This window comes from Streptomyces sp. NPDC016469 (genome assembly GCF_040632905.1).
In the GTDB taxonomy this organism is placed as follows: Bacteria; Actinomycetota; Actinomycetes; order Streptomycetales; family Streptomycetaceae; genus Streptomyces.
Genome location: NZ_JBEYCQ010000008.1, coordinates 13838 through 32059 on the forward strand (window position 1 = coordinate 13838; position 18222 = coordinate 32059).

Here is an 18222-nt window from a genome sequence, read left to right on the forward strand (position 1 = left end):
GTACGACGTTCTCATCACCACAAGGAGCCACAGCAGTGCTGAGCGGGTTCAAGGACTTCATCCTGCGCGGGAACGTCATCTCCATGGCGGTCGGTCTCGCCGTCGGAGCCGCCTTCACCGCGGTCGTCACCGGGTTCAGCAACGCCTTCATCGTGCCGCTGATCGGCATCTTCACGCGCGGCACCGGCGACTTCGGCAAGGCTCACTTCAAGGTCGACGGTGTCGACTTCCCGTACGGCCTGTTCATCAGCGCCGCGATCGCCTTCATCATCACCGCCGCCGTCCTCTACTTCTGCGTCGTCATGCCGATGGCCAAGGTCCAGGACCGCTTCACCGCCAAGAAGGGCGACGAGCCGGTCGACATCAAGGCCGCCCTGCGTGACTGCCCCCGCTGCTACAGCCAGATCCCGGCCATCGCCTCCCGCTGCGCCCACTGCACCAGCGAGGTCGAGCCCGACCCCGAGGCCGTGGAACTCGCGAAGCTCCCCGCCCCGCGCTGAGCGCGCCGCGCACCTCCACCCGGACGGCCCAGAGCCGGACCCCACGCCTACAGCGGGGCCCGCCTGGGCCGTCGGGCCGTCCGCACCAGGGAACTCGCTCCCGCCGCCTGGCGTTGACCAGTACGGGAGGCTCCACTGAGCGGTGGGGCCCCACCCGCCAAGGGCTCCCCTGCTGCATGATTTGGAGGGCGTACCGTGCACCGCCGGCACAACGGGCTGAAAACCGCCGTACTCCTCGGGGGCCTGTCCGCACTCATCATCCTCATCGGCAGCTTCTTCGGGCGTACGGGCCTGATCGTCGCCCTCCTGGTGGCGATCGGCACCAACGCGTACGCGTACTGGAACAGCGACAAGCTGGCGCTGCGGGCCATGCGCGCCCGTCCCGTGAGCGAGTTCGAGGCGCCCCAGCTCTACCGCATGGTCCGCGAGCTCTCCACATCGGCGCGCCAGCCCATGCCCCGGCTCTACATCTCCCCGACCCAGGCCCCCAACGCCTTCGCGACCGGCCGCAACCCGCGCAACGCGGCGGTCTGCTGCACCGAGGGCATCCTGAGCCTCCTGGACGAGCGCGAGCTGCGCGGCGTCCTCGGCCACGAGCTGAGCCACGTCTACAACCGGGACATCCTCATCTCGTCCGTCGCCGGAGCGCTGGCCTCCGTCGTGATGTTCCTGGTCAACTTCGCCTGGCTGATACCGGTCGGCCGCTCCAACGACGACGAGGGCCCGGGCCTCCTCGGCATGCTGCTGATCATGATCCTGGGTCCGCTCGCCGCGTCCGTCATCCAGCTGGCCGTCAGCCGTTCCCGGGAGTACGAGGCGGACGCCTCGGGCGCCCGGCTCACCGGCGACCCGCTGGCCCTCGCCGGTGCCCTGCGGAAGCTGGAGGCCGGGACGCAGCAGCTCCCGCTGCCCCCGGAGCCCAGGATCGAGACCGCGAGCCACATGATGATCGCCAACCCCTTCCGCGCGGGGCAGGGGATGTCCAAGATGTTCTCGACCCACCCGCCGATGGCGGAGCGTATCGCCCGACTCGAGCAGATGGCAGGTCCTCGCCCGTGAAAACCATTCTGAACGTCATTTGGCTGGTCCTCTGCGGATTCTGGATGTTCCTCGGCTACCTGCTCGCGGGACTCCTGCTCTGCATCACGATCATCGGCATCCCCTTCGGCCTGGCCGCCTTCCGGATCGGTGTCTACGCCCTGTGGCCCTTCGGGTACCGGGTGGTCGACCGCCGGGACGCGGGCGGGCCGTCCTGCGTGGGCAACGTGCTCTGGCTGATCCTCGCCGGCTGGTGGCTGGCGCTCGGCCACATCACCACGGGCATCGTCCTGTGCGTCACGATCATCGGGATTCCCCTGGGCATCGCCAATTTCAAGCTCATCCCGGTGTCCCTCATGCCCTTCGGCAAGGAGATCGTGCGCACCGACGAGCAGTTCGCCGGCTGGTAGGCCCCCCGGCCCGCAGGCCGCCGCACGCAACCACCCGCCCGTCCCCGGCGTCTTGGAGTCCAGGACAGAGGGACGGGTAGGTTCGCACGCATGACCATTATCGGCTGGATCATTCTCGGGCTCGTCGCGGGCGTCATCGCCAAGATCCTGCTGCCGGGGCGCGACCCCGGCGGCCTGGTGGGCACGACGCTCATAGGGATCGTCGGCGCGTTCCTCGGGGGCTGGATATCGTCGCGCTTCCTGGACCGCGAGATCACCAAGGACTTCTTCGACCCGGCGACCTGGGTCGCGGCCATCGGCGGCTCACTGGTCCTGCTGATCGCCTACCGGCTGCTCTTCGGCAACTCCCGCGAACGGCGCTGAGGTCAGCCGTTCAACCCCGTCTCACGCAACGTCACATTGAGCCGCCCACCGCTCATCCCCGTACCGGGAGGGGCGGTGCCGGGCCGGACCACCGGCACCCCGTGGTACGCCCGGCGCGCCGGGCCGCCGAACACGAACAGGTCGCCGGACGCCAGCTCCAGGTCGGTCCACGGCCTGCCCCGGCCCTCCGTGTTGCCGAACCGGAAGACGCACGTGTCCCCGATGCTGAGCGACACCACAGGCGCATCGGACCGCTCCTCGGCGTCCCGGTGCATGCCCATCCGGGCCGTACCGTCGTAGAAGTTCACCAGTGCGGCATCCGGCGCGTACGCCTCCGAGCCGCCCCCCGGCCCGTACGCCTCCGCCACCCCCGCCCGCCCCAGCTCCGCGAGCCAGGCGGGAAACGGGACCACCGGAGCGCCGTTCACATCGTCCGCCGTACGCGCATAGCGATACGGCTGCCAGTGCCACCCGAGGCAGACCGTCCGCACCGACATGACCCCGCCACCCGGCAACGCCGTGTGCCGCAGCGGCACCGGCCCCCGTGCCCACTCCCGGCACGCCGCCACCAACTCCCGCTGCCGCTCGGGCGGCAGCCAGTCGGGCACATGCACGGCCCCTGGCGCGATGACGGCCCGTGACCTGGGGAAGAGCCCGTCCATCAGCGGAGCCCCGTCAACGCCCCGCCAGGGCCCCTTCGAGCCCCAGCAGCCGTTCCTTGCGCTCAAGGCCGCCCGCGTACCCGCGCAGCGCACCGTCCGCACCGATCACCCGGTGGCACGGCCGCACGACCAGCAGCGGATTGCGCCCGATCGCCGTACCCACCGCCCGCACCCCGGCACCGCTCGCGCCGACGCGCGCGGCGATCTGCCCGTACGAGACCGTCTCGCCGTACGGAACGGCGTCCAGCGCCGCCCAGACCCGCCGTTGGAACTCGGTGCCCCGCCCCTGCGCGTACACCAGGTCGAAGCGCGTCCTGCGCCCCTCGAAGTACTCCCGCAGCTGGGCGGCGGCCCCCGCGAACGCCTCGGGCGCGTACACCCAGCCGCCCTGGACGACGGTGCCGCCCTTCTGGCCCGGCACGGAGAGCGAGAGGAGCGCGGTACCCGCTGCTCCGGGGGCCTCTTCCCCGACCAGCAGCAGTGCGCCCAGCGGGCTGTCGACCGTCGCGTACATGGTCATGACCGGTCCCTCTCCTCGTCCGTACGACCGACCGGAACGCCGGCCGCCACGGACCAGTCTGCTGCGCCCGAACCGCCGGGACCGGCGGTATTCGGACATGCAGTCCGGGTGCGGAACGAGAAGTTCCGCACCCGGACCACGATGCTCTAGCGGTAGTTCGCGAACTGCACGTCGAAGTCGAAGTCCTGGGCCTTCAACAGCGCCTGCACGGCCTGGAGGTCGTCCCGGCTCTTCGAGGTGACCCGCAGCTCCTCGCCCTGGACCTGGGCCTTGACGCCCTTGGGGCCCTCGTCGCGGATGATCTTCGCGACCTTCTTGGCGTTCTCCTGGGAGATGCCCTCCTGGATCGAGGCGAACAGCTTGTACTCCTTGCCGGACAGCTGCGGCTCACCGGCGTCCAGCGACTTCAGCGAGATCCCGCGCTTGATCAGCTTGGACTGGAAGATGTCGAGGATGGCCTTGACCCGCTCCTCGCCGTTCGCCTGCATCAGGATCTTCTCGCCGGACCACGCGATCGACGCGTCCGTGCCCTTGAAGTCGTAACGGGTGGAGATCTCCTTGGCGGCCTGGTTGAGGGCGTTGTCGACCTCCTGCCGCTCGACCTTCGAGACGATGTCGAAACTGGAGTCGGCCATGACGTGTGGCTCCTTGGATCGGGGGTGCTGGAAAGTGCGTACCTGGCGCGGCGGCCGCGTCAAGCCTAGCCACCCGAGACCGCACGGGCCTCCGAACAATCCGGTGGCGTAGCACCCCCGGTCATCAGGTATTGTTTACGTCGTTGCCAGAGAGCACCACGGGAAACCGGGACTCGAAGGCGGCATCCCTTGGCGGTGTGCCCGAGTGGCCAAAGGGAGCAGACTGTAAATCTGCCGGCTCAGCCTACCCAGGTTCGAACCCTGGCGCCGCCACAAGCAAGGCCCCCGTTCGAAGAACGGGGGCCTTCTTCGTGCGTGCCGGTCAGTTGCCCGCGATGTCCTTCACCGCGACCGCCAACGGCACGTTGCCCGAGATCAGCTCCAGGGTCAGGCCCGCCGTGGCCGGGGTGTCCAGGAGTTCGACCAGGGCCGCCGCCACGTCGTCGCGGGGGACCGGGCCCCGGCCCGTGGACGCGGCGAGGAGGACCTGGCCGGTGCCGGCGTCGTTGGTGAGCATCCCGGGGCGCAGGATCGTCCAGTCCAGGGCGGAGCGGGAGCGTACGTCCGCGTCCGCCGCGCCCTTGGCCCGCAGGTACACGTCGAACACCTCGTCCCCGGCGTGGTCCGGGTCGGCGCCCATGGACGAGACCACGACGTAACGCCGCACCCCCGCCCGCTCCGCCGCGTCCGCGAAGAGCACGGCCGCGCCCCGGTCCACAGTGTCCTTGCGAGCCGTGCCGCTGTTGGGGCCCGCGCCGGCCGCGAAGACCGCCGCGTCGGCGCCGCGCAGCACCTCGGCGACCTCGTCGACCGTGGCCGATTCCAGGTCCAGCACCACCGGCTCGGCGCCCACCGCTCTGAGGTCCTCGCTCTGTCCGGGGTTGCGGATGATGCCGGCCGCCTCGTCCCCGCGCGCGGCGAGCAACCGCTCCAGCCGCAGCGCGATCTGACCATGTCCACCTGCGATGACAATGCGCATACGACCGACGGTACGCCGGAGCGCGCCGCGACGCTCACGGCCCGCCGGTGGATTCCGGCCGTCCCTGGCGGGGAAGCCCCGGCCCGCCGCCGGCCTCCGAGTCGCAGTACTCGCGCACCGCGCTGGTCCGGGCCACCACCCGCCCCCGGTGCACCACGATCCGGCTGTACGCCAGCGACAGCGCCCCGGCCAGCCCTTCCCCGCGTACGGCGAGCAGCTCGGCCGGGAAGCCCGCCTCGACGCGGAGCTCGGGGAGCCCCATGACGTGCCGGGCCTCGGCGGACACCGCCGCGTAGGCGTGCTCGGGGCGCAGGCCGCCCTGCGAGGACAGCAGGAACGCCGCCTCCAGCGGGTCGCCGCGCCCGACCGGATTGGCCGGATCGCGCAGGGCCCCGCTGCCCGCCGCGACCCGCACCCCGGCCTCGCGCAGCAGCCGTACGGGGGCGGCGCCCCGGTGTTCCGTACCGCAGCAGCCGCCCTGGGGGAGGCAGGTGACGCCCACCCCGGCGGCCGCCAGCTGTCCGGCCGCCCGGGCGGCGACATCGGCGGGGAGGCGGGCCAGCCCGGCGCAGGGGCCGATGGTGACCCCCTGGCGCATTCCGCCGGCCAGCGCGGCGAACCGGGCCAGCCGGGCGGGGTCGTCGCCGTCCGTGTGCAGGTCCACGGGGCAGCCGTGCTCGGCGGCGACCTCCAGGACGGCCTCGACGTATCCGGACGGGTCCGGGTCGAGGTCCGGGCGACCGCCGACCGCGCCGGCGCCCATTTTCACCGCGTCGCGGAGCATCGCCAGGTTGTCCGCCCCGGCGACGCCGGTGAGCAGCCGGGGGACGGCGACCGGGATCAGGTCGGTCAGGCCGCGCAGCGAGCGCCGGGCCCGGAGGACGGCTTCGAGCGCCGCCAGGCCCTGGGGGTCGCCGATCCGCACGTGCGAGCGCAGGGCCGTCGCGCCGTGGCCGAGCTGGAGCAGCGCGGCCTCCGTGGCGCGCCGCCGGATGTCCTCGGGCCGCTCGGACGCGGGGCCGGCACCGTCCGCGGTGAGGGCGGTGTCGCTGTGGGCGTGCGGCTCGGCGGGCGCGGGGAGCAGGAGGTGGCCGCGCAGGTCGAGGCGGGGTCCGGGGGCGGTGAGGCTGCCCGCGGTGCCGACGGCCTCGATACGGCCGCCGCAGACCCGTACGTCCACGACGCGGCCGTCGGTGAGGCGGGCGCCGCAGAGCGTCAGGGCGGAGGTCTCCGGCCCGCCGGTGGTGTCGGCCGCGTGGTCGTCGGGCTGCCGCGGCTGGCTGTCGGGCATCGCGCTCCTGGGAAGGGGTCAAGATCACGCAGAGTGAGTAGAGCCTAGGGGCGGACGCGGCCCGGCCGGAGGAGGAGCGCAATAGTCGTACCGGTGCCGCCTTGCTGATCAGCGGTGTGGGGAGGCCCGGAGCGGGGTACGGGCCCGGGTTGGCCGGGTGCCGGGAAACGGATTTGGGCGATCGGCGACCGAGCGTGTAATGTCTTCATCGCTCGCCCCAATAGCTCAGTCGGTAGAGCGTCTCCATGGTAAGGAGAAGGTCTGCGGTTCGATTCCGCATTGGGGCTCTGGTGATCGGAAACCCCGCTTCGGCGGGGGGCCCAGTCATCAAAGCGGTGTAGCTCAGTCGGTAGAGCAAGCGGCTCATAATCGCTGTGTCACCGGTTCAAGTCCGGTCACCGCTACTAAAAGTAGCCGATTGTTGGGTCGGTCCTTCGATCGGCTACTCTTTTCTGCGTTCATCCGTCCATCGTCCGTCCAAGGAGCACTCACGTGGCTGCCACCGACGTCCGCCCGAAGATCACGCTGGCCTGCGTGGAGTGCAAGGAGCGGAACTACATCACCAAGAAGAACCGGCGTAACAACCCGGACCGTCTTGAGATGAAGAAGCACTGCCCGCGCTGCAACTCGCACACTGCGCACCGCGAAACGCGCTGAATCAGGCTCGTACACGAGGCCGTCCCCTTCGGGGGGCGGCCTCGTGTCGTTGTGCGGCAGGTTTGGCGTTGAATGGGGCCGGACGCCGCCACAGGCCGGCCCAGTCGTTCTTTCATCAGGAGGTTGCGAGTTCATGGCGCTCGACCAGTCCTTCGTGGGACGGACCTATCCGCCCACCGCGCCGTACGAGGTCGGACGGGAGAAGATCCGCGAGTTCGCCGAGGCCGTGGGCGACGCCCATCCCGCGTACACCGACCCCGAGGCCGCAGCGGCGCTCGGCCACGCCGATGTGATCGCGCCGCCGACCTTCGTGTTCTCCATCACCTTCAAGGCCGCCGGCCAGGTCATCGAGGACCCCCAGCTCGGTCTGGACTACAGCCGGGTCGTGCACGGCGACCAGAAGTTCGTCTACGTCCGCCCTGTGCGCGCCGGCGACCGGCTGACGGTCGTCTCGACCATCGAGGCCGTGAAGTCGATGGCGGGCAACGACATCCTGGACGTCCGCGGTGACGTGCACGACGAGTCCGGTGAGCTGGTCGTGACCGCCTGGACGAAGCTGGTGGCGCGCGCCGCCGAGGAGGCGTGATGACGGCCAAGGTGAGTTACGAGTCGGTCGAGGCCGGGACGGAGCTGCCGGCGCGGTCCTTCCCCGTCACCCGGGCGACGCTCGTGCGGTACGCGGGTGCGTCGGGCGACTTCAACCCGATCCACTGGAACGAGCGCTTCGCGCGCGAGGTCGGGCTGCCCGATGTGATCGCGCACGGAATGTTCACCATGGCCGAGGCGATCCGCGTGGTCACGGACTGGGCCGGCGACCCGGGCGCGGTGGTCGAGTACGGGGTGCGCTTCACCAAGCCCGTCGTGGTCCCGGACGACGACAAGGGTGCGCGGATCGAGGTCAGCGGCAAGGTGGGCGCGCTGCTGGACGACCGGCGGGTGCGGGTCGACCTGACCGTCATGAGCGACGGCAAGAAGGTCCTGGGCATGTCCCGGGCCGTGGTGCAGCTCGCCTAGGGTGAGCGGGCGATACGACGCGATGTAGCGGGCGATACGACGCGATGTAAGGGGCACGGTCCATGGGGCCGTGCCCCTTTCGCGTACCCCCCGATCGCAACTCCGCCCGGCACCCCGCTTGACGAAGTTAGTGATTGAGCACTAACTTAACGGCATGGCAAGGATGAGTGCAGATGAGCGGCGCGAAAGCGTCATCCGTGCGGCGGTCACCGAGTTCGCCCGCAGCGGGTACAGCGCGACCTCCACCGCGGTGATCGCCCAGCGGGTGGGTGTCTCGCAGCCGTACCTGTTCCGTCTCTTCCCCAACAAGGAAGCGATGTTCCTCGCGGCGTCCGAGCGCTGCCTCCGGGAGACCCGGCAGGTCTTCGCCGAGGCGGCCGACGGGCTGGGCGGTGAAGAAGCGCTGCACGCCATGGCCCGCGCCTACCAGCAGCTGATCGCCGACGACCCCGAGAAGCTGCTCATGCAGATGCAGGTGTACGCGGCCGTCGCCGCCGCGGAAGCCGCCGGGGATCACGAGTTCGGCGAATCGGTGCGGACCGGCTGGCTGGAGCTCTTCGACTCCGTCAACCTCGCGCTCGGCGCCGAGGTCGGCGACGCCACCCAGTTCCTCGCGTACGGCATGCTCGCCAACACGCTGACCTCGCTCGGCTTCCCGGCCGGACACCGGATCTGGTCCGGTTTCTACGCCTCCGCCCAGCCGGTCTCCTGAACGCGTACGACGCCGGGCTCGGCCCGGTTTTCTGCCCAGAAAAGTTAGTAATCAATAACTAACCCTCAGGGGGAGCAGTGGACCAGCACAAGACAGGCCGCGCGGGTGCGGCCTGGGCCCTCGTCATCACCAGCGTCGCCGGCTTCATGGCGGCTCTCGACAACCTCGTCGTCACCACCGCCCTGCCGTCCATCCGCGAGAGCCTCGGCGGAGAGATGGAGGAGCTGGAGTGGACGGTCAACGCCTACACGCTCACCTTCGCCGTCCTGCTGATGTTCGGCGCCGCCCTCGGTGACCGCTTCGGCCGCCGCCGGCTCTTCCTCACCGGTCTCACCGTCTTCACCGGCGCCTCCGCCGCGGCCGCCCTCTCGCCCGGCATCAACGAACTCATCGCCTTCCGCGCCGTCCAGGGCGTCGGCGCCGCGATCATGATGCCGCTCACGCTCACCCTGCTCACGGCCGCCGTGGAACCCGCCCGCCGGGGCATGGCGCTCGGCATCTTCAGCGCCGCGACCGGCCTCGCCGTGGCCAGCGGACCCCTGATCGGCGGCAGCCTCACCGAGCACATCTCCTGGCAGTGGATCTTCTGGCTCAACGTCCCGATCGGCCTGCTCCTGCTGCCGCTCGCCCGCTTCCGCCTCGCGGAGTCCTACGCCCCCGGCGCCCGGCTCGACATCCCCGGCACCCTCCTCGTCAGCGGCGGTCTCTTCGGCATCGTCTACGGACTCGTCAACGCCAACGCCGACGGCTGGACCAGCCCCACCGTCCTGACCTCCCTCATCGCCGGCACCGCGCTCATGGCGGCCTTCGTCCGCCACGGTTTCCGGGGCCGCAAGCCCATGCTCCCCATGCGGCTCTTCCGGGACCGCGGTTTCTTCGGGATCAACATCGCCAGCATGCTGATGTACCTCGGGATGTTCGGCGCGATCTTCCTCCTCAGCCAGTACCTCCAGGGCGTCCTGGGCTACTCGCCCACCGAGGCCGGACTCCGGATGCTGCCCTGGACCGGAATGCCGATGCTCGTCGCCCCCATCGCCGGGATGCTCTCCGACCGGTTCGGCGGCCGCCCGGTGGTCGTGACCGGACTCGCCCTCCAGGCGCTCGGCCTCGCCCTGTTCGCCCTGGTCATCGCCCCGGACGCCTCCTACGCCTCGCAGTTGCCCGCGCTGATCATCGGCGGCATCGGGATGGCCCTGTACTTCGCGCCGGCCGCCAGCCTGGTGATGTCCAGCGTCCGCCCCGGTGACCAGGGCATCGCGTCCGGCGCCAACAACGTCCTCCGCGAGGTCGGCGGCGCCCTCGGGGTCGCCGTGCTCACCACCGTCTTCGCCTCGCAGGGCGGCCTCGAATCCGCCCGGTCCTTCACCGACGGCACCGTGCCCGCCGTCTGGATCGGCTCCGGAGTCGTCGCCCTGGCCGCGCTCGTCGCCCTGGTGATCCCCGGCCGCCGCGCCGCCGGTACGCAGGAGCCCGCCGCCGGGACGGCCCAGACCGCGGCCCACGCCGAGGAGCCGGTCTCCGTACCCGCCTGACACACCCCGCACACGCCACACGGTCCGTGGCCCCGCCCAGACGGCGGGGCCACGGACCGTACCCTTGTCCCCGTGCAGGAACTCCACGACGCCCCCCTCGCCCCCCTGACCACCTTCCGGCTCGGCGGCCCCGCCACCCGGCTCCTCACGGCCACCACGGACACCGAGGTGATCGACGCCGTGCGCGAGGCCGACGACAGCGGCACCCCGCTCCTGATCATCGGCGGCGGCAGCAACCTGGTCATCGGCGACAAGGGCTTCGACGGCACCGCCCTGCGCATCGCCACCAAGGGCTTCGTCCTCGACGGCGGTTCCCTGGAACTGGCCGCCGGCGAGGTCTGGACCGACGCCGTCACCCGCACCGTGGAAGCCGGCCTCGCGGGCCTCGAATGCCTGGCCGGTATCCCCGGCTCGGCGGGTGCGACGCCGATCCAGAACGTCGGGGCGTACGGACAGGAGGTGTCCGCCACCATCACGGAGGTCGTCGCCTACGACCGGCGCACCCGGGAAACGGTCGTCCTGCCCAACTCCGAGTGCGCGTTCTCCTACCGGCACAGCCGCTTCAAGGCCGAGCCCGACCGCTACGTGGTGCTGCGCGTCCGCTTCGGCCTGGAGGAGGCCGGCGGGCTCTCGGCACCCCTGAAGTACCCGGAGACGGCGCGGGCCATGGGCGTCCAGGAGGGGGATCGCGTTCCCGCCGCCGAGGCCCGCGAAACGGTGCTACGGCTGCGCGCCGGCAAGGGCATGGTGCTGGACCCCGGGGACCACGACACCTGGTCGGCCGGGTCCTTCTTCACCAACCCGATCCTGGAACAGGCCGAGTTCGACGCGTTCCTCGCCCGGGTCGCCGACCGGCTCGGCCCCGACGTGACGCCCCCCGCCTTCCCCGCCGGTGAGGGGCGCACCAAGACCTCCGCAGCCTGGCTCATCGACCGGGCCGGCTTCACCAAGGGCTACGGCACCGGACCCGCCCGCATCTCCACCAAGCACACGCTCGCCCTCACCAACCGGGGCGCGGCGACCACGGAGGACCTGCTCGCCCTGGCGCGCGAGGTCGTGGCCGGGGTGCACGCGGCCTTCGGCGTCACCCTGGTCAACGAACCGGTGACGGTGGGCGTCAGCCTGTAGAGCGTCCGGGTCCGCCGCCCCCGGGCCCGCGGCCCCCCGGACCCGCCGCCCCCGGGGCCTCAGTACGCCACGCCCACGCCCTGCTTCACCGACGCCGGGTCCCCGATCAGCGCCAGCATCGCGTGGGCCACGTCGGCCCGGGAGATGGACCGGCCGCTGCGCGGGTTACCGCCGACGACCGTCCGGTAGGTGCCCGTCAGGGGCCCGTTCGTCAGCTTGGGCGGCCGCACCGACGTCCAGTCCGTGGCCGAGGCCGCCAGCGCCGCCTCCATCGCGGAGAGATCCGCGTACACCTCCTTGAGGACCGCGCCGATCACCGAGAGCATCATCCGGTCGAGCAGCGGCTCGTCGGCGGGCGTGGGGGCGACCGGGGCGGCGCTGACCACCAGCAGCCGCCGGGTGCCCTCCGCCTCCATGGCCGTCAGCACGGCGCGGGTCAGCCGCTCGGCGATGCCGTCGGCCTTCCGGCCCCGGGACCCGAGGCCGGAGAGGACCGCGTCCCGGCCCGCCACCGCCTCCCGCAGCGCCTCCGGGTCGTCCACCCGGGCAACGGTGTGCACCGTGACGTCCGAGAGCGGCACCGCGAGCCGGGCGGGGTCGCGGACGACCGCCGTCACCTCGTGCCCCGCCGCCACCGCCTGGCGGACGATCTCCTGCCCGATACCGCCGGTCGCACCAAAAACCGTGAGCTTCATGGCACACCCCTTCGAGGTGGGTAAGTGTTCACTCACCTCTAGAGTGGGTGGGTAATCACTCACCCGTCAAGCCTTATCGGAGTGCCCATGGAGCAGAAGCCGGCCCGCGTCCGCCTCATCGACGCCGCCCACCAGCTCATGCTCACCAAGGGCCTGGCCCGGACCACCACCAAGGAGATCGCCAAGGCCGCCGGCTGCTCGGAGGCCGCGCTCTACAAGAACTTCCTCAGCAAGGAGGAGCTGTTCGTGGTGGTCCTCCAGGAACGGCTGCCCAAGGTCGACCTGCGCGAGCTCATCGCCGACCCGGGCGCGGGCGAGCGGTCGGTCGAGGAGAACCTCACCGAGATCGCCCGCCAGGCCGCCCTGTTCTACGAGCAGAGCTTCCCGATCGCCGCCTCCCTGTACGCCGAACCGAGGCTCAAGGAGCGCCACGACGCGGCCATGCGCGAACTCGGCACCGGTCCCCATCTGCCGATCCGCGGCGTCGACACGTATCTGCGGGCCGAGCAGACCGCCGGCCGCGTCCGGCCCGACGCCGACACCTACGCGGCCGCCTCGCTGCTCCTCGGCGCCTGCGCCCAGCGCGCGTTCGCCTACGACGCCACGGACACCGGCGAACCGCCCCAGCCGCTGGACGACTTCGCGGCGTCCCTGGCCCGCACCCTGCTCAACGGCCTCGCGGGCTGAGGCTCAGGCCACCGGCCCCGCCAGCCACGCGTCGACCCCCGCCAGCAGCTCCGCCCGCACCGGCTCCGGCGCCGTGGAACCGCGCACCGACTGGCGGGCCAGCTCCGCCAGTTCCTCGTCGGTGAACGCGTGGTGGCGGCGCACCAGGTCGTACTGCGCGGCCAGCCGGGAACCGAAGAGCAGCGGGTCGTCCGCGCCGAGGGCCATCGGCACCCCGGCGTCGAACAGAGTGCGCAGGGGGACATCGGCGGGCTTCTCGTAGACGCCGAGCGCCACATTGGACGCGGGACACACCTCGCAGGTCACCCCCGCCTCAGCGAGCCGGCGCAGCAGCCGGGGGTCCTCGGCGGCGCGCACGCCGTGCCCCACGCGGGCCGCGTCGAGGTCGTCCAGGCAGTCCCGGACGCTGGACGGGCCCGACAGCTCGCCGCCGTGCGGAGCGGCCAGCAGGCCGCCCTCCCGAGCGATGGCGAACGCCCGGTCGAAGTCGCGGGCCATGCCGCGCCGTTCGTCGTTGGAGAGGCCGAAGCCGACGACGCCCCGGTCCGCGTACCGCACGGCGAGCCGCGCGAGGGTCCTGGCGTCCAGCGGGTGCTTCATCCGGTTCGCCGCGATGACCACCCGTATCGGCAGCCCGGTCTCGCGCGAGGCGGCGTCCACCGCGTCCAGGATGATCTCGATCGCCGGAATCAGCCCGCCGAGCAGGGGCGCGTACGAGGTGGGGTCGACCTGGATCTCCAGCCAGCGGGACCCGTCCGCCACGTCCTCCTGGGCGGCCTCGCGCACCAGGCGCTGGATGTCCTCGGGGGCCCGCAGACAGGACCGGGCGATGTCGTACAGCCGCTGGAAGCGGAACCAGCCCCGTTCGTCCGTGGCGCGCAGCTTGGGCGGCTCGCCGCCGGTCAGGGCCTCGGGCAGCCGCACCCCGTACTTGTCGGCGAGCTCCAGCAGCGTCGTGGGGCGCATCGACCCGGTGAAGTGCAGGTGCAGGTGGGCCTTGGGCAGCAGCCGTACATCACGTTCCATTGCAAGATCCTGCCGCACGGACGGGGCGGCGCGGTAGCCGCTTTCCCCATCGAGTTGCCCCTCGAACGCGAAAGCGACCCCCGGTCCGTGAACCGGGGGCCGCTTTTACGGGAAGGGGCGGGGGTTACGCCTTCGCCTCGCCCAGCAGCTTCTGGAGCCGCGAGACGCCCTCGACCAGGTCGTCGTCGCCCAGCGCGTACGACAGGCGCAGGTAGCCCGGCGTGCCGAACGCCTCGCCCGGGACGACCGCCACCTCGGCCTCGTCCAGGATCAGCGCGGCCAGCTCCACCGAGGTCTGCGGGCGCTTGCCGCGGATCTCCTTGCCGAGCAGCTCCTTGACCGACGGGTACGCGTAGAACGCGCCCTCGGGCTCCGGGCAGAACACGCCGTCGATGTCGTTGAGCATCCGCACGATGGTCTTCCGGCGCCGGTCGAAGGCGGTGCGCATCTCGGCGACCGCGTCCAGGTCCCCGGAGACGGCGGCCAGGGCGGCGGCCTGCGAGACGTTGGCGACGTTGGACGTGGCGTGCGACTGGAGGTTGGTCGCGGCCTTCACGACGTCCTTGGGGCCGACGATCCACCCGACACGCCAGCCGGTCATGGCGTACGTCTTGGCGACGCCGTTGACCACGATGCACTTGTCGCGCAGCTCGGGCACGACCGCCGGCATCGAGGTGAACTTCGCGTCCCCGTAGACCAGGTGCTCGTAGATCTCGTCGGTCAGCACCCACAGGCCGTGCTCGACGGCCCAGCGGCCGATGGCCTCGGTGTCGGCCTCGCTGTAGACCGCGCCGGTCGGGTTCGACGGGGAGACGAACAGGACGACCTTCGTACGCTCGGTACGGGCCGCCTCCAGCTGCTCCACGGAGACCCGGTAACCGGTGGTCTCGTCGGCCACGACCTCCACCGGGACACCGCCGGCCAGCCGGATCGACTCGGGGTAGGTGGTCCAGTACGGGGCCGGGACGATGACCTCGTCGCCCGGGTCGAGGACCGCGGCGAACGCCTCGTAGATCGCCTGCTTGCCGCCGTTGGTCACCAGGATCTGGGAGGCGTCGACCTCGTAACCGGAGTCGCGCAGCGTCTTCTCCGCGATGGCGGCCTTGAGCTCGGGGAGCCCGCCCGCCGGGGTGTAGCGGTGGTACTTCGGGGTGCGGCACGCCTCGACGGCGGCGTCCACGATGTAGCCGGGCGTCGGGAAGTCGGGCTCGCCGGCACCGAAGCCGATCACCGGGCGGCCGGCGGCCTTGAGGGCCTTGGCCTTGGCGTCGACGGCGAGGGTGGCGGACTCGGAGATGGCACCGATGCGGGCGGAGACCCGGCTCTCGGACGGAGAAGTAGCAGCGCTCATGGCCCCCATGCTCGCAGACCGTTTTCCGCGTCGGCACGGGGGTTTCAGGGACCGGACAGCAGCCGGACAGCATGCGGACACGAAGCGACCAGGAGCGATCAGCAGCTGTCTGTTCGACGCCGGGCCGCCGAGCACGTACACTCTCCTGTCGTTGGCCTTCACCAGCCGCACCGTTCCTGCACTCGGGTCATCCGGGAACATGCGGTAGGTTGGTGGAATCCACAAAGGGTCGTAGCTCAATTGGTAGAGCACTGGTCTCCAAAACCAGCGGTTGGGGGTTCAAGTCCCTCCGGCCCTGCTACACACTCCTTCGCCAGGATGTGTGCGCATGTACGTACTTCAATGCACCGCCGTGCGGCTCCACCGGGCGCGGCACGGCCACGACCCGGAATCAGGTGAGAAGCGTGACGGACGCCGTGGGCTCCATCGACAAGCCTGATGCCGAGGACGAGGCGCCCGAGTCGAAGAAGAAGACCCGGAAGGGCGGCAAGCGCGGGAAGAAGGGCCCTCTGGGCCGTCTCGCGCTCTTCTACCGTCAGATCGTCGCGGAGCTCCGCAAGGTCGTCTGGCCGACGCGCAACCAGCTGACGACGTACACCACTGTGGTGATTGCGTTCGTCGTCGTCATGATCGGCCTCGTAACCGTGATTGACTTCGGTTTCGCGCGGGTCGTCAAGTACGTCTTCGGCTGATCCACGCGAAGGGCGCCTGATGGGCGCCCCTTTCGCATGTTCCACCCATATGTAGCCAGGAAGAAGCCACCGTGTCTGACCCGAACCTGAACGACGCCGTTGAGCCGACGGCGGGCGCCTTCGAGTCCGCCGAGGACGAGCTCGACATCGTCGAGGCGGCGGACGCCGAGGAGTCGGACCAGGCCGAAGCCGCCGACGCCGACGAGGCCCCCGAGGCCGGCGACGAGGCGTCCGAGGACACCGCCGAGGAGACCGCGGACGCGGCCGACGAGGAGGAGGCCGAGCCGGCCGAGCCCGTCGACCCCGTCACGGCCCTGCGTGAGGAGCTCCGCGGGCTGCCGGGCGAGTGGTACGTCATCCACACGTACGCCGGTTACGAGAAGCGTGTGAAGGCCAACCTGGAGCAGCGCGCCGTCTCGCTGAACGTGGAGGAGTTCATCTATCAGGCCGAGGTGCCTGAGGAGGAAATCGTCCAGATCAAGAACGGCGAGCGCAAGAACGTCCGCCAGAACAAGCTTCCTGGCTATGTCCTGGTGCGCATGGACCTGACGAACGAGTCCTGGGGCGTCGTCCGCAACACCCCCGGCGTCACCGGCTTCGTGGGCAACGCCTACGACCCGTACCCGCTGACGCTGGACGAGATCGTCAAGATGCTCGCTCCGGAGGCCGAGGAGAAGGCCGCCCGTGAGGCCGCCGAGGCCGAGGGCAAGCCGGCTCCGGCCCGCAAGGTCACCGTCGAGGTCCTCGACTTCGAGGTCGGCGACTCGGTCACCGTCACCGACGGCCCGTTCGCGACGCTGCAGGCGACGATCAACGAGATCAACGCCGACTCGAAGAAGGTCAAGGGCCTGGTCGAGATCTTCGGTCGCGAGACCCCGGTCGAGCTGAGCTTCGACCAGATCCAGAAGAACTGAGCTTTCCGCCCGCTTCTGGACACATGCCTACCGAGCAGGTCAGACAGGCTCTCGCAGCCGGTCTGACCTGCTTGGTTTTTGGTCGCACAGCTATACCCGTTATCGTTGTGCGGTATGCCTGCATCCGGATGACCGGATGACGGCGAAAACTCTCACTAGGACCCGGAGAGAGCACATGCCTCCCAAGAAGAAGAAGGTCACGGGGCTTATCAAGCTCCAGATCAACGCCGGTGCGGCCAACCCGGCCCCGCCGGTCGGCCCCGCACTGGGTCAGCACGGCGTCAACATCATGGAGTTCTGCAAGGCCTACAACGCCGCGACCGAGTCGCAGCGTGGCATGGTCGTGCCGGTGGAGATCACGGTCTACGAGGACCGCTCCTTCACCTTCATCACCAAGACTCCGCCGGCCGCCAAGCTGATCCTCAAGGCCGCGGGTGTGGAGAAGGGCTCCGGCGAGCCGCACAAGACCAAGGTCGCCAAGCTGACGGCCGCCCAGGTCCGCGAGATCGCCACGACGAAGCTCCCCGACCTGAACGCCAACGACCTCGACGCCGCGTCGAAGATCATCGCTGGCACCGCCCGTTCCATGGGCATCACGGTCGAAGGCTGATTCAGCCCCACGCCCTCAGTGGTAGGACCGGCGCTGGTCCGCACCACGACTCCACACTCTGAAAACCACCAGGAGTAGAAGTGAAGCGCAGCAAGAACCTCCGCGCTGCGGACGCCAAGATCGACCGGGAGCGCCTGTACGCCCCCCTCGAGGCCGTCCGTCTCGCCAAGGAGACCGCCACCACGAAGTTCGACGGCACCGTCGAGGTCGCCTTCCGCCTGGGTGTTGACCCGCGCAAGGCCGACCAGATGGTCCGCGGCACCGTGAACCTCCCGCACGGCACCGGCAAGACCGCCCGGGTCCTGGTCTTCGCGACCGGTGACCGTGCTGCGGCCGCGGAAGCCGCCGGCGCCGACATCGTCGGCTCCGACGAGCTCATCGACGAGGTGGCGAAGGGCCGTCTGGACTTCGACGCCGTCGTCGCGACCCCGGACCTCATGGGCAAGGTCGGCCGCCTCGGCCGCGTGCTCGGTCCGCGTGGTCTGATGCCGAACCCGAAGACCGGTACGGTCACCCCCGATGTCGTGAAGGCTGTCAACGACATCAAGGGCGGCAAGATCGAGTTCCGCGTCGACAAGCACTCGAACCTGCACTTCATCATCGGCAAGGTCTCCTTCGACGAGACCAAGCTGGTGGAGAACTACGCAGCGGCGCTGGACGAGGTCCTCCGTCTGAAGCCGTCCGCGGCGAAGGGGCGCTACATCAAGAAGGCCGCCCTGGCGACCACGATGGGCCCCGGCATCCCGCTGGACTCCAACCGCACCCGTAACCTCCTCGTAGAGGAGGACCCGGCCGCCGTCTGAGCC

23 protein-coding genes and 4 tRNA genes are annotated in these 18222 nt (G+C 70.6%); 19 read left to right on the top strand and 8 right to left on the bottom strand.

Translation table 11 applies throughout. The features are described 5' to 3' along the window. Positions 1–35 precede the first annotated feature (35 nt). The 4 genes from ABZ565_RS10915 (at position 36) to ABZ565_RS10930 (ending at position 2311) form a co-directional block, all read left to right on the top strand. A complete protein-coding gene (locus ABZ565_RS10915; RefSeq protein ID WP_361023461.1) occupies positions 36–500 on the top strand; it encodes an MscL family protein in 465 nt (154 codons plus the stop codon). Between the two features lie 195 nt (positions 501–695). Next, positions 696–1559, top strand: a complete 864-nt coding sequence (gene htpX / locus ABZ565_RS10920; protein WP_361023464.1) for a zinc metalloprotease HtpX — start codon at positions 696–698, stop codon at positions 1557–1559. After that, complete coding sequence (locus tag ABZ565_RS10925) at positions 1556–1948, top strand: YccF domain-containing protein (protein WP_361023467.1); 393 nt, start codon at positions 1556–1558, stop codon at positions 1946–1948. Before htpX ends, ABZ565_RS10925 begins: the two co-directional genes overlap by 4 nt. A 90-nt stretch (positions 1949–2038) precedes the next feature. Continuing rightward, the gene (locus ABZ565_RS10930) at positions 2039–2311 is read left to right on the top strand and encodes a GlsB/YeaQ/YmgE family stress response membrane protein (RefSeq protein ID WP_143626001.1); all 273 of its coding nucleotides are present in this window, start codon (positions 2039–2041) and stop codon (positions 2309–2311) included. A gap of 2 nt (positions 2312–2313) precedes the next feature. Here the strand turns inward: ABZ565_RS10930 and ABZ565_RS10935 are convergent, their stop codons facing one another. From ABZ565_RS10935 to ABZ565_RS10945, 3 genes are all read right to left on the bottom strand, one after another. Next, positions 2314–2973, bottom strand: coding sequence for an alpha-ketoglutarate-dependent dioxygenase AlkB (locus tag ABZ565_RS10935; RefSeq protein WP_361024071.1), 660 nt, complete (start codon positions 2971–2973; stop codon positions 2314–2316). Between the two features lie 13 nt (positions 2974–2986). After that, positions 2987–3493: a methylated-DNA--[protein]-cysteine S-methyltransferase gene (locus ABZ565_RS10940; protein WP_361023472.1), complete on the bottom strand. Its 507-nt coding sequence runs from the start codon at positions 3491–3493 to the stop codon at positions 2987–2989. A 146-nt stretch (positions 3494–3639) separates the two neighbouring features. After that, positions 3640–4128, bottom strand: a complete 489-nt coding sequence (locus ABZ565_RS10945) for a YajQ family cyclic di-GMP-binding protein (protein ID WP_018519335.1) — start codon at positions 4126–4128, stop codon at positions 3640–3642. 191 nt (positions 4129–4319) lie between these two features. Here ABZ565_RS10945 and ABZ565_RS10950 point away from each other — a divergent pair. Next, positions 4320–4401: transfer RNA gene (locus tag ABZ565_RS10950), tRNA-Tyr, on the top strand. Between the two features lie 49 nt (positions 4402–4450). On the opposite strand, the gene ABZ565_RS10955 is transcribed toward ABZ565_RS10950, so the two are convergent. Together ABZ565_RS10955 and ABZ565_RS10960 are read right to left on the bottom strand one after the other, a co-directional pair. Then, a complete protein-coding gene (locus ABZ565_RS10955) occupies positions 4451–5107 on the bottom strand; it encodes an SDR family oxidoreductase (RefSeq protein ID WP_361023475.1) in 657 nt (218 codons plus the stop codon). A 34-nt stretch (positions 5108–5141) separates the two neighbouring features. Next, complete coding sequence (locus ABZ565_RS10960; RefSeq protein ID WP_361023478.1) at positions 5142–6398, bottom strand: amidohydrolase family protein; 1257 nt, start codon at positions 6396–6398, stop codon at positions 5142–5144. A 214-nt stretch (positions 6399–6612) separates the two neighbouring features. On the opposite strand from ABZ565_RS10960, the gene ABZ565_RS10965 reads away from it, so the two are divergent. The 8 genes from ABZ565_RS10965 to ABZ565_RS11000 all read left to right on the top strand — a co-directional run bounded on the left by ABZ565_RS10965 (position 6613) and on the right by ABZ565_RS11000 (position 11441). Then, a tRNA-Thr gene (locus ABZ565_RS10965) sits at positions 6613–6685 on the top strand. Positions 6686–6729: 44 nt separating this feature from the next. Continuing rightward, positions 6730–6802: transfer RNA gene (locus ABZ565_RS10970), tRNA-Met, on the top strand. A gap of 88 nt (positions 6803–6890) precedes the next feature. Further along, positions 6891–7055, top strand: a complete 165-nt coding sequence (rpmG, locus tag ABZ565_RS10975) for a 50S ribosomal protein L33 (RefSeq protein WP_003956487.1) — start codon at positions 6891–6893, stop codon at positions 7053–7055. A 133-nt stretch (positions 7056–7188) separates the two neighbouring features. Beyond that, positions 7189–7641 (top strand): MaoC family dehydratase N-terminal domain-containing protein, encoded by a 453-nt coding sequence (locus ABZ565_RS10980; protein WP_361023481.1) that lies wholly within the window; start codon positions 7189–7191, stop codon positions 7639–7641. Continuing rightward, positions 7641–8069, top strand: a complete 429-nt coding sequence (locus ABZ565_RS10985) for a MaoC family dehydratase (protein WP_361023484.1) — start codon at positions 7641–7643, stop codon at positions 8067–8069. Before ABZ565_RS10980 ends, ABZ565_RS10985 begins: the two co-directional genes overlap by 1 nt. A 163-nt stretch (positions 8070–8232) precedes the next feature. After that, positions 8233–8781 (top strand): TetR/AcrR family transcriptional regulator, encoded by a 549-nt coding sequence (locus tag ABZ565_RS10990; RefSeq protein ID WP_361024074.1) that lies wholly within the window; start codon positions 8233–8235, stop codon positions 8779–8781. A 77-nt stretch (positions 8782–8858) separates the two neighbouring features. Beyond that, on the top strand, positions 8859–10313 hold the full coding sequence (locus tag ABZ565_RS10995) for a DHA2 family efflux MFS transporter permease subunit (protein WP_361023488.1): 1455 nt from the start codon (positions 8859–8861) through the stop codon (positions 10311–10313). Between the two features lie 72 nt (positions 10314–10385). Continuing rightward, positions 10386–11441, top strand: a complete 1056-nt coding sequence (locus ABZ565_RS11000) for a UDP-N-acetylmuramate dehydrogenase (protein ID WP_361023491.1) — start codon at positions 10386–10388, stop codon at positions 11439–11441. 59 nt (positions 11442–11500) lie between these two features. Here ABZ565_RS11000 and ABZ565_RS11005 read toward each other — a convergent pair whose 3' ends face one another. Further along, positions 11501–12136, bottom strand: a complete 636-nt coding sequence (locus tag ABZ565_RS11005; RefSeq protein WP_361023494.1) for an NAD(P)H-binding protein — start codon at positions 12134–12136, stop codon at positions 11501–11503. Positions 12137–12223: 87 nt separating this feature from the next. Between ABZ565_RS11005 and ABZ565_RS11010 the strand changes: the two genes are divergently transcribed. Further along, positions 12224–12823, top strand: coding sequence for a TetR family transcriptional regulator (locus tag ABZ565_RS11010; RefSeq protein ID WP_361023497.1), 600 nt, complete (start codon positions 12224–12226; stop codon positions 12821–12823). 3 nt (positions 12824–12826) lie between these two features. On the opposite strand, the gene ABZ565_RS11015 is transcribed toward ABZ565_RS11010, so the two are convergent. Together ABZ565_RS11015 and ABZ565_RS11020 are read right to left on the bottom strand one after the other, a co-directional pair. Beyond that, positions 12827–13849, bottom strand: coding sequence for an adenosine deaminase (locus ABZ565_RS11015; RefSeq protein WP_361023500.1), 1023 nt, complete (start codon positions 13847–13849; stop codon positions 12827–12829). A gap of 124 nt (positions 13850–13973) precedes the next feature. Next, complete coding sequence (locus ABZ565_RS11020; RefSeq protein WP_361023503.1) at positions 13974–15200, bottom strand: pyridoxal phosphate-dependent aminotransferase; 1227 nt, start codon at positions 15198–15200, stop codon at positions 13974–13976. Positions 15201–15425: 225 nt separating this feature from the next. On the opposite strand from ABZ565_RS11020, the gene ABZ565_RS11025 reads away from it, so the two are divergent. The 5 genes from ABZ565_RS11025 to rplA all read left to right on the top strand — a co-directional run bounded on the left by ABZ565_RS11025 (position 15426) and on the right by rplA (position 18219). After that, a tRNA-Trp gene (locus tag ABZ565_RS11025) sits at positions 15426–15498 on the top strand. A gap of 106 nt (positions 15499–15604) precedes the next feature. Then, a complete protein-coding gene (gene secE / locus ABZ565_RS11030; protein WP_361023506.1) occupies positions 15605–15892 on the top strand; it encodes a preprotein translocase subunit SecE in 288 nt (95 codons plus the stop codon). A 71-nt stretch (positions 15893–15963) separates the two neighbouring features. After that, positions 15964–16806 carry a transcription termination/antitermination protein NusG gene (gene nusG / locus ABZ565_RS11035; RefSeq protein WP_018101262.1) on the top strand — a complete coding sequence of 281 codons (843 nt, stop codon included), beginning with the start codon at positions 15964–15966 and terminating at the stop codon, positions 16804–16806. A gap of 175 nt (positions 16807–16981) precedes the next feature. Then, positions 16982–17416: a 50S ribosomal protein L11 gene (gene rplK, locus ABZ565_RS11040; RefSeq protein ID WP_018101261.1), complete on the top strand. Its 435-nt coding sequence runs from the start codon at positions 16982–16984 to the stop codon at positions 17414–17416. 80 nt (positions 17417–17496) lie between these two features. Beyond that, positions 17497–18219, top strand: coding sequence for a 50S ribosomal protein L1 (gene rplA, locus ABZ565_RS11045; RefSeq protein ID WP_361023510.1), 723 nt, complete (start codon positions 17497–17499; stop codon positions 18217–18219). Positions 18220–18222 lie beyond the last annotated feature (3 nt).

Bases quoted from the DNA above. Each gene is read 5' to 3' on its own strand.
- rplK (WP_018101261.1), top strand. From the start codon at position 16,982: ATGCCTCCCAAGAAGAAGAAGGTCACGGGGCTTATCAAGCTCCAGATC.
- ABZ565_RS10960 (WP_361023478.1), bottom strand. From the start codon at position 6,398: ATGCCCGACAGCCAGCCGCGGCAGCCCGACGACCACGCGGCCGACACC.
- ABZ565_RS11005 (WP_361023494.1), bottom strand. From the start codon at position 12,136: ATGAAGCTCACGGTTTTTGGTGCGACCGGCGGTATCGGGCAGGAGATC.
- ABZ565_RS10930 (WP_143626001.1), top strand. From the start codon at position 2,039: ATGACCATTATCGGCTGGATCATTCTCGGGCTCGTCGCGGGCGTCATC.
- ABZ565_RS10940 (WP_361023472.1), bottom strand. From the start codon at position 3,493: ATGACCATGTACGCGACGGTCGACAGCCCGCTGGGCGCACTGCTGCTG.
- ABZ565_RS10955 (WP_361023475.1), bottom strand. From the start codon at position 5,107: ATGCGCATTGTCATCGCAGGTGGACATGGTCAGATCGCGCTGCGGCTG.
- ABZ565_RS10985 (WP_361023484.1), top strand. From the start codon at position 7,641: ATGACGGCCAAGGTGAGTTACGAGTCGGTCGAGGCCGGGACGGAGCTG.
- ABZ565_RS10990 (WP_361024074.1), top strand. From the start codon at position 8,233: ATGAGTGCAGATGAGCGGCGCGAAAGCGTCATCCGTGCGGCGGTCACC.
- ABZ565_RS11010 (WP_361023497.1), top strand. From the start codon at position 12,224: ATGGAGCAGAAGCCGGCCCGCGTCCGCCTCATCGACGCCGCCCACCAG.
- ABZ565_RS11015 (WP_361023500.1), bottom strand. From the start codon at position 13,849: ATGGAACGTGATGTACGGCTGCTGCCCAAGGCCCACCTGCACCTGCAC.
- ABZ565_RS10980 (WP_361023481.1), top strand. From the start codon at position 7,189: ATGGCGCTCGACCAGTCCTTCGTGGGACGGACCTATCCGCCCACCGCG.
- ABZ565_RS10945 (WP_018519335.1), bottom strand. From the start codon at position 4,128: ATGGCCGACTCCAGTTTCGACATCGTCTCGAAGGTCGAGCGGCAGGAG.
- ABZ565_RS10935 (WP_361024071.1), bottom strand. From the start codon at position 2,973: ATGGACGGGCTCTTCCCCAGGTCACGGGCCGTCATCGCGCCAGGGGCC.
- ABZ565_RS11020 (WP_361023503.1), bottom strand. From the start codon at position 15,200: ATGAGCGCTGCTACTTCTCCGTCCGAGAGCCGGGTCTCCGCCCGCATC.